Annotated in this window: 7 protein-coding genes and 2 pseudogenes; 6 read left to right on the forward strand and 3 right to left on the reverse strand. The window is 42.5% G+C overall.

Translation table 11 applies throughout. From position 1 onward, the window contains the following. Positions 1-480 (reverse strand): cupin domain-containing protein, encoded by a 480-nt coding sequence (locus VE944_RS13480; protein WP_324977763.1) that lies wholly within the window; start codon positions 478-480, stop codon positions 1-3. A 91-nt stretch (positions 481-571) separates the two neighbouring features. On the opposite strand from VE944_RS13480, the gene VE944_RS13485 reads away from it, so the two are divergent. After that, positions 572-922, forward strand: coding sequence for a winged helix-turn-helix transcriptional regulator (locus VE944_RS13485; protein WP_324977765.1), 351 nt, complete (start codon positions 572-574; stop codon positions 920-922). A gap of 5 nt (positions 923-927) precedes the next feature. On the opposite strand, the gene ptsP is transcribed toward VE944_RS13485, so the two are convergent. Then, positions 928-3,444, reverse strand: a complete 2,517-nt coding sequence (gene ptsP, locus VE944_RS13490) for a phosphoenolpyruvate--protein phosphotransferase (protein WP_324977774.1) — start codon at positions 3,442-3,444, stop codon at positions 928-930. Between the two features lie 247 nt (positions 3,445-3,691). Further along, the gene (locus VE944_RS13495; RefSeq protein ID WP_324977767.1) at positions 3,692-3,928 is read right to left on the reverse strand and encodes a hypothetical protein; all 237 of its coding nucleotides are present in this window, start codon (positions 3,926-3,928) and stop codon (positions 3,692-3,694) included. Between the two features lie 936 nt (positions 3,929-4,864). Between VE944_RS13495 and VE944_RS13500 the strand changes: the two genes are divergently transcribed. The 5 genes and pseudogenes from VE944_RS13500 to VE944_RS13520 form a co-directional block, all read left to right on the forward strand. Further along, the gene (locus tag VE944_RS13500; RefSeq protein ID WP_324977769.1) at positions 4,865-6,043 is read left to right on the forward strand and encodes a GNAT family N-acetyltransferase; all 1,179 of its coding nucleotides are present in this window, start codon (positions 4,865-4,867) and stop codon (positions 6,041-6,043) included. Positions 6,044-6,106: 63 nt separating this feature from the next. Beyond that, positions 6,107-6,478 (forward strand): annotated as a pseudogene (locus VE944_RS13505) (ISL3 family transposase); the annotation flags it as partial. Positions 6,479-6,630: 152 nt separating this feature from the next. Further along, positions 6,631-7,215, forward strand: coding sequence for a Uma2 family endonuclease (locus tag VE944_RS13510; protein ID WP_324977771.1), 585 nt, complete (start codon positions 6,631-6,633; stop codon positions 7,213-7,215). A gap of 30 nt (positions 7,216-7,245) precedes the next feature. Continuing rightward, positions 7,246-7,644, forward strand: coding sequence for a hypothetical protein (locus VE944_RS13515; RefSeq protein WP_324977773.1), 399 nt, complete (start codon positions 7,246-7,248; stop codon positions 7,642-7,644). Continuing rightward, a pseudogene (locus VE944_RS13520) lies at positions 7,533-7,958 on the forward strand (type I restriction endonuclease subunit R); the annotation flags it as partial. The gene VE944_RS13515 and the pseudogene VE944_RS13520, both read left to right, overlap by 112 nt. Between the last annotated feature and the right edge of the window lie 174 nt (positions 7,959-8,132).

Raw genomic sequence — 8,132 nt, forward strand, 5'->3', positions numbered from 1 at the left:
TTAAATCTGCTGCTTGCCAACCCAACTAACTCGCTTCTGAACACCCAAACCATCTTCAATGGTATGGTCTGGGTAAGAACCTACTCGTGACTGAATCACAATCCAGCATAAATCTTCGGTATCTGAAGTATTTCGTATACAGCGTTCTCCTTCAGGATCTACTCGCACAACGGTTCCTTCACCTACAGAAAACACACAATCATCAACCTGAAACTCACCTTTCCCTTTAACAAAGATATAAATTTCTTCATTTAAACGATGCTTGTGATAAAAAGGCACAGATGTCTTAGGGGAAAGGTTGTTAAACGAAATTTCGGCGCTTGAGAGATCGAGAATCTGCTTTAAAAATACTTTACCCTCTGCCTTTATATGGGCTTTTGGAGCCTCAAAAATAAATTGCCGCAATTGAGAAAATAATCCCAAATCAGTCACAGCAAAGTTTTGCCCAGTTCTAGTAGTTAGTGCGACTTGAGCCATCATGACCTCATTTAATTTTTAAGTTGCAAACTGCAAGTTAATATAACGGATATTACTTGTAAAATGCAAGTAACCTGCAAATCTAGTTTTGCTAATGACCCAATCTCACCGTTCACCCTGTCCAATCGCTTGTTCGCTTGATTTAATCGGTGATCGTTGGACACTTCTGGTTATTCGAGACATGATGTTTTTTGGAAAACAACGTTTTGAAGAGTTTTTAGAATCCCCTGAAGGAATTTCAAGCAATATTCTGGCAAATCGCCTTAAGTCTCTCGAAGAGATGGGCTTGGTGGAGAAACAGCCATACAGCAACCATCCTCGTCGAATGAACTATCAATTAACAGAACGAGGAAAAAGTCTTCGCTCTGTATTAAAAGTGATTACTGCTTGGGGACTAAAGCATATTTCTGACACAAAGATTCCCGATGATGAGCAGTCCATGTAGGTACTTCATGCGGGGGGAATAACTGAAGTTGAGATTAGTTCTCTAACATGAATTGCAGAATCTTGTTGCAATGCTGATGCGACTATCGCTTCACTTTCAACTATACAAAACCTAGCAATCGCCTGTTTCACTCCAGGTATACTTTGAGGATTCACGCTCAATTCATCCAGCCCTAAACCTAATAAAATTGGTGTTGCTAAAGTATCTGCTGCCAATTCTCCACATAATCCTACCGAAATTCCCGCCGCATGAGCAGCTTGGATAGTTTGCTGCACCATTCGTAAAACTGCTGGATGTAGCGCATCAACTAAATTTGCCACGCGGGGATTAGTGCGATCGCTAGCCATGACGTACTGACTCAGGTCGTTAGTCCCTATACTAAAGAAGTCTACTTCAGCTGCTAACTGATCTGCGATCGCAACAGATGCCGGAACCTCTACCATAATTCCTACTTTCATTGCTGCATCAAAGGAAATACCAGCTTGATTTAGTTCAGCCTGCACTTCACCCAAAATTACTTTAGTTGCACGTACCTCAGTTACACTAGCAATCATTGGCAACATGATCTTAATTTGGTGTCCTACACTGGCTCTCAAAATTGCCCGTAGCTGAGTTTTAAACAAATCCAAATGATCTAAACAGAAACGAATTCCCCGCCAACCTAAGAAAGGGTTAGCTTCGGGAAACCCTACTCTGAGATAAGGAAGTGGCTTATCGCCACCCACATCTAAGGTACGAATAATTAGCGGACGATTATCTAAAACTTGCGCGATCGCCTGATATACTTCTAGTTGTTCTTCTTCTGTGGGGGCGCTTCTCCTATCCAGATAAAGAAACTCAGTGCGGAGTAGTCCCACACCTTCTGCACCGCTAGCCACCGCAACTTGCACATCATTTATACTACCAATATTGGCGAAAACGCTAACTTGCCGACCATCACGAGTAATTGCTGGCTGATGTGCTGTAGCTCGTGCTTCCTGTTGGGCAGTTTGCCAAGCTTCTTGCTTTGCTGCCAGTAAATCCAAGATATGTGATTCTGGTTCTACCCAAGCTTTGCCACTTTCACCATCAAGTGCCATAAGTGTACCATCTGCCAAGTGCAACACCTGGGCATCTACTCCCAAAACTGCGGGAATACCCAATGTCCGAGCGATAATTGTGCTGTGAGATGTGGCACTACCTAAAGTTGTACAAATACCTAATACCTTTGTCGGGTCTAGTCTAGCGGTATCTGAGGGAGTTAAATCAGTCGCTACTAAAATTGCAGGTTCCTCAAGATGCAAGTTAGCAGGGGCATTCCCAGTTAATAATCGCAGCACCCTTTGCCCGACATCCACAATATCGTCAACTCGCTCTTGCAGATAAGAATCCTCAAGTGTGCGGTAGGAAGTCGCTACTTTATCGACTACGGCTTGCCAAGCGGCTTCAGCATTTATATGGTGTTCAAAAATGCGCTCTTTAGCCGCTTCCAACAGTACTGGATCTTCTAAAAATAGTAATTGAGCATCGAAGATGGCGGCTTCAGCGTCACCAATTTGCAGAGAAGCTTGGGAGAAAACTGCTTGGATTTCTTGTCTGGCGGTGTGAATTGCTGCTTGTAATCTTTGCCACTCTATATCAGGCTCGTCTACGTGGTATTCCGTAATTAAAACGTGTGTGGGTTGATAATGAACAACAGGTGCGATCGCTATTCCAGCAGAAGCTGCAATTCCCGAAAGTTCGCCGTGAATTGCTGGTGTAACTTCATGGTGCAATGCTGGTGGAGAATTCAAAGCAACATTATCTTCACCAAAATTATTTGCGAATAATGCCCGTAATGCTGCTAGTGCTTCATCTGCATCAGAACCAGTGGCAGTAATCAACAATTCGTGTCCTTGACGCACCCCTAAAGTTGTAACTTGGTTAATACTGTCACCCCTAACAAGCTCAGTATTTCTCGTTAAATTCCGCACTAGAATTTGCGATTGAAACCGGGCTGCGGTTGTCACAAACTGCGCTGCGGGACGGGCGTGTAATCCTAAGCGATTGCTCACAATTAACCTGATTTCTCGCGTTGGTGATTCTAGATTGGTTGTTGGGGTGTTGTGACTGACAAGTGACAACGGCCTACTAACTACACCCAATTGAGTTGCTTTTGCTAAGAGGGCGCCGCGTGCTTCCGCCATGACTTGGTGAATATCTCTACCAGCCGCCACAGCGACTACAGCAGCGATCGCACCTTCTACTAAAGGTGCTTCACACAAATACACTTTTTGCTGCTGTGTTTCTGGCAAAAACTCGATTGCCATTTCTGCACTCAGCAAAGCACTACCCAAATCCATTAATACCAGGACACCATCATCAGAGAAAACAGAAGCGATCGCTTCATAAACCTGAATAGGATCTGTACCCAATGGATTTTCTGGATCTTCAATACCTGCTGCAACAGCAATAGAGACTTTACCCTGAACCATCTGCGCGGCGAGTTCTTGCACACCCAAAGCTAGTTGTTTACTGTGAGAAACGATGACAATTCCAATCACTGCCACACCGCCAAACTTGCTAAGAGGTTTGCGTTTAGCCAGTTATCCCTTTCATTTTCCCATTCCGCACCGCTAAAAATAGCGCTTATCTTTATAGCGCTTCTTAGTTGATTCCAATACAGACCTAACCCCCAGCCCCTTCCCTGCAAGGGAAGGGGAGTAAAATTCAAAGCCTCTCTCCCCTTAGGAGAGAGGAATGGAAGTGAGGTCAGAGTGTATTGCATACAAACGAAAAGCGCTATATTACTTACAATTGCAACTGCCCGAAAATATTCCGGTCTTTCCAGCTAGAAATCCGAATAAAATAGCTTTCTTTTACGGAAATACGAGGTGTCCACTCATAAACTCCATCGCTAGCGGTACGGGAAGAAATGTTTTGGATAAGTTTGTTTCCATCGTACAACTTAATCGAGACATCGCCGTTAAGATTATCCCGCCACAATATTAAATAAGGCTGATCCTTTTTTGCAAGTACTTTATTCACTGGCTGACTGATCAATATTTTTGGTGCAACCTTATTTTCAGTTTTCTTACGGAATCCCAAATAATGAGGTAAGTCTCGGAAAGCAGGATTTTTTTGTGAACTAGACAGTTGTGGAACAATAATATTTTCGCTCTGGGAATTAAAACTGATGTGTTGCGTGAGTTAATTCGTAGCTTGCCAAAGAAAGTGAGCAAATTTAAAGCTAATGAGTTGCGTAGGCGTAGCCCGTCGTAGACATCACATTTACAAAACTTTAGTTAATTTCACTTAGAAAACTTTTTGATTTGAGCTAGTAAATAGATTTATAAGTTCATTGCAATGATTGTTGCAAATGTTAAAGCCCTTCTTATACATCAAGCAACATTAGCTGCTAACGTTAAAGCGTTTGCAACAACTTATACATTTCTTGCAAATGCTTAATTTTTTCTTATACATGAAAGAGCAATTGTTGCAAATGTTTAAGCATTTGTTGCAACTGATTATAGCTGACCTGCAAATACTTAAGCCTTTCTTATATATCAAGCAACATTAGCTGCTAACGTTTAAATTTTGGCAACTAGTGTTTAAATAAGAGCGATGTCTACGACGGGGTACGCCTACGCTGTTTGATTAGTAGTTGGTGATGATAAGCTGTTGCACATTTAAATTGCATATACTGGGCGGGCAAGATGCCCACCCCACAAGAGTTATATTTAATTCGATTATGCAAATTAGATGTTTTTTAGCTTATTAGGCCAAGCTAATTAGTTACAGTTACCACATCTGTGCAAAAATAGGAAAACCCTCTTTCCCCCAGTAAGAACAGCAAGAACTGCGTAATGATAAGTCCTGAACCAGACACGATATGATAGGTTGAGTCAAAAAAACATAGTTGATGAAGCATAAAGACAACGCTTGCTGTAGCATAATTGTGGTTTTGTACTAGTGGTATAAGAGATGACGGCTCAATTTGAATACAGCACTCTTGCCCATCCCCAAGATATTCAGCAGCTTGGGAGTATCTTTGATCAGTGTTTTATCAGTGGACTTGGTGGCGAGGAAGCTTACATCAATCTGGTTGGCGTAGAAAACTTCCGCATTATCCGTAAATCAGAACAATTAGTTGGTGGATTGGCAACTCTGGATATGGGCCAGTGGTGGGGTGGTGTGCGTGTACCAATGACAGGAATTGCCGCAGTAGGCATTGCTCCAGAGTATCGCGGTTCGGGAGCTGCGATCGCTCTTATGCAGCACACCCTCAAAGAACTTTATGCTAGAGGTATACCGCTCTCTGCTCTTTATCCAGCAGTTCAAGGCTTGTATCGAAAAGTCGGGTATGAGCAGGGGGGTAGCTGGTGTAATTGGGAAGTTCCTACTAAAAGTATCCAATTGCGGGAGCAACCCTTACCTTTGCAACCAATATTTCCAATCAATCATCAAGTTTTTCACGAACTATATCAGCAGCAGGCGAAATTAACGCATGGATATTTAGACCGACATCCCGCAATCTGGGAGCGCTTAATCCAGCCAGATGATAAAGAAACATTTTACGCATATTTTATCGGTACAAAAGAGAAACCCGAAGGCTACATCCTCTTCAGCCAACATTCAAAAGAGGATGGCACAATCCTGCGAATAAAAGATTGGGTAATTCTCACAGTTGCGGCTGCACAAACATTCTGGTCTTTTCTTGCCAGTCATCGCTCCCAAATTGACCAAGTGCGATGGAGGAGTTCTGCAATTGATTCCTTGACATTGCTGCTACCAGAGCAAACTGCCAAACTCAAGAATACGATGCGTTGGATGTTCCGGGTAGTAGATGTAGTCAAGGCGCTGGAGATACGCGGTTATCCATCGGCAATTGAAACTGAACTGCACTTAGATATTCAAGATAATTTGTTAGATGCAAACAATGGTAAATTCATCCTTTCTGTCGCCAATGGACGCGGTAAAGTTACAAAAGGTGGAAAAGGTGAGTTGCAGCTAGATGTTCGAGAACTAGCACCAATATATACAAGTTTGTTCTCTCCCTACCAATTGCAAATAGCCGGAAAATTGCATGGGACAGAAACAGCTATTTCAGCAGCTACGCAAATATTTGCAGGTAGTTCTCCTTGGGTGGCTGATTTTTTTTAATGTGAGTTTGACGAACCTTTCCCTGTGTTGAACTAAAGTTCAAGTGTGTTCTTCTTTCCCACAGAAGAGATAGAAAGAATGTTAAAAGATGTATCTCAAGAATTATCGGATTCAAAACCTTACAAGATAAAAAGACTGGGAATCGATGAAATAACGCTAGTTAAAGGCAAAGGTAATTACTGTGCAGTATTAATAGATTTAGATACATCTAAACTAATAAATCTGTTAAGTGGACGCACCCAAGAGGTAGTCAAGGAAGCTCTTTTAGAGTGGGGAACTGAGGTCTTAGAACAAATTGAAGAAGTGAGTATAGATTTGTGGGTAGGTTACAAAAATGTAGTTACAGAACTAATGCCTAATGCTCAAGTAGTTGCAGATAGATTTCATGTAATGACACAAATTAATCAAGAACTACAAGACCTAGCCAATTTAGAAAATCTTGAATAATAAATACCGTAAAACCAAAATCGAAGCCCTCTCCCGCGAAACCGACCAAACCGAACAATTCAAAAAAGGCTTACTCCAAAAAATGTTTGTATAAAATAGGGTAATACCATCAATTTCGCTACACAGGAGCTAACCCCATCATGAGCGCCGCCAAAGAAAATTTCGCCACCCTAACCCCCGAAGAATATTTCACTTGGGAAGAACAGCAACTAGAAAAACACGAACTGATCAACGGTCAATTTTACGCCATGACTGGCGGTAGCAAAAACCATAGCTTACTTGCTGCCAGATTCATCACATTGTTTACTACTCATTTAGAAGGGAGTGGCTGCGACACCGCAACTTCAGACCTGAGAGTTAACATTGTAGGAACCAATAACTACACCTATCCCGATGTCAGCATTACCTGCGACGATCGCGATAAAACCACAACCCAATATATTACCTACCCCTGCCTCATTGTCGAAGTCCTCTCCGCCAGCACCGAAGCCTACGACAGAGGCGGCAAATTCCGAATGTACCGCCAAAACCCAGCCTTAATCGATTACTTACTAGTCAGTTCCACCAGCATCGAAATCGACCTATATCACAAAAACGACGCAGGCGACTGGTTGATTATCAACTACAAAGCAGGCGACACAATCGAACTCAAAAGCATTAACCTCAATTTCCCTATTGAACAAGTCTATCGCGGTTTAACCCTTGAACCAGGGAATGGGGAATAGAATCAAAGCATTACCCATTACCCATTCCCCATGACGCAAACCGAAGCTGAACTTGAACAAAAACTGATCGATCGCGTCACGGGATTAGGCTACGAACCTGTCATCCTTCGCAATGCCGAAGACTTCAAAGCCAACCTCAAAACCCAACTGGAAAAACATAACAGTATCACCCTCAGCAACACCGAGTTTAAAAGCATCCTCAACCACCTCGACAAAGGCAACGTCTTCGATCGCGCCAAACGTCTGCGAGACAAAAATGCCACCGTTCCCAATTTGGCGAAACTCATAAAAATATCGTCAAATTCTTTACCCAAGCCCAAATGTTCGGCTTTACCGGGACTCCCATCTTTGCCGATAACGCTGCCAGTAATCAACACGGTAGACGCACTACCAAAGACCTATTCCAGGAATGTCTGCATAAATATGTGATCACTAATGCGATCGCTGATGAAAATGTTCTTAAATTTTCCGTCGAGTATTGGGGCACTGTCAAAGATTTAGGCAAACGCAAAGACGGCACGCTGATCACAGAGCCAAAATTAGACCGAGAATTGTTTGAAAATCCCGAACGAATTTCTTTAATTGTCGATTGGATTATTGCCAACCATAACCGTAAAACCCACGGCAAAAAATTCTCCGCCATGCTCTGCGCCAGCAGCGTAGACACCCTAATTACTTATTACGACACGTTCAAAAACAAACAAAAACAGCGACACCAACGCAAGCGAAGAAATTTTCATTGAACCCTACGAATACTACATTGAAAAATTCAATGACGGGGTGCAAGAACTGAGAGCGATCACCACTATTCCTAACGATTGTGATTTAAACCAAAAGTTGCCAAGAACCCATAAGTTTGCCGCAGTACTTTTCAACCATAAAGTTGCCGTTGCGGCAAAGTTATGCTTTAAATCACA

The organism is Nostoc sp., from assembly GCF_035638895.1.
In the GTDB taxonomy this organism is placed as follows: Bacteria; Cyanobacteriota; Cyanobacteriia; order Cyanobacteriales; family Nostocaceae; genus Nostoc.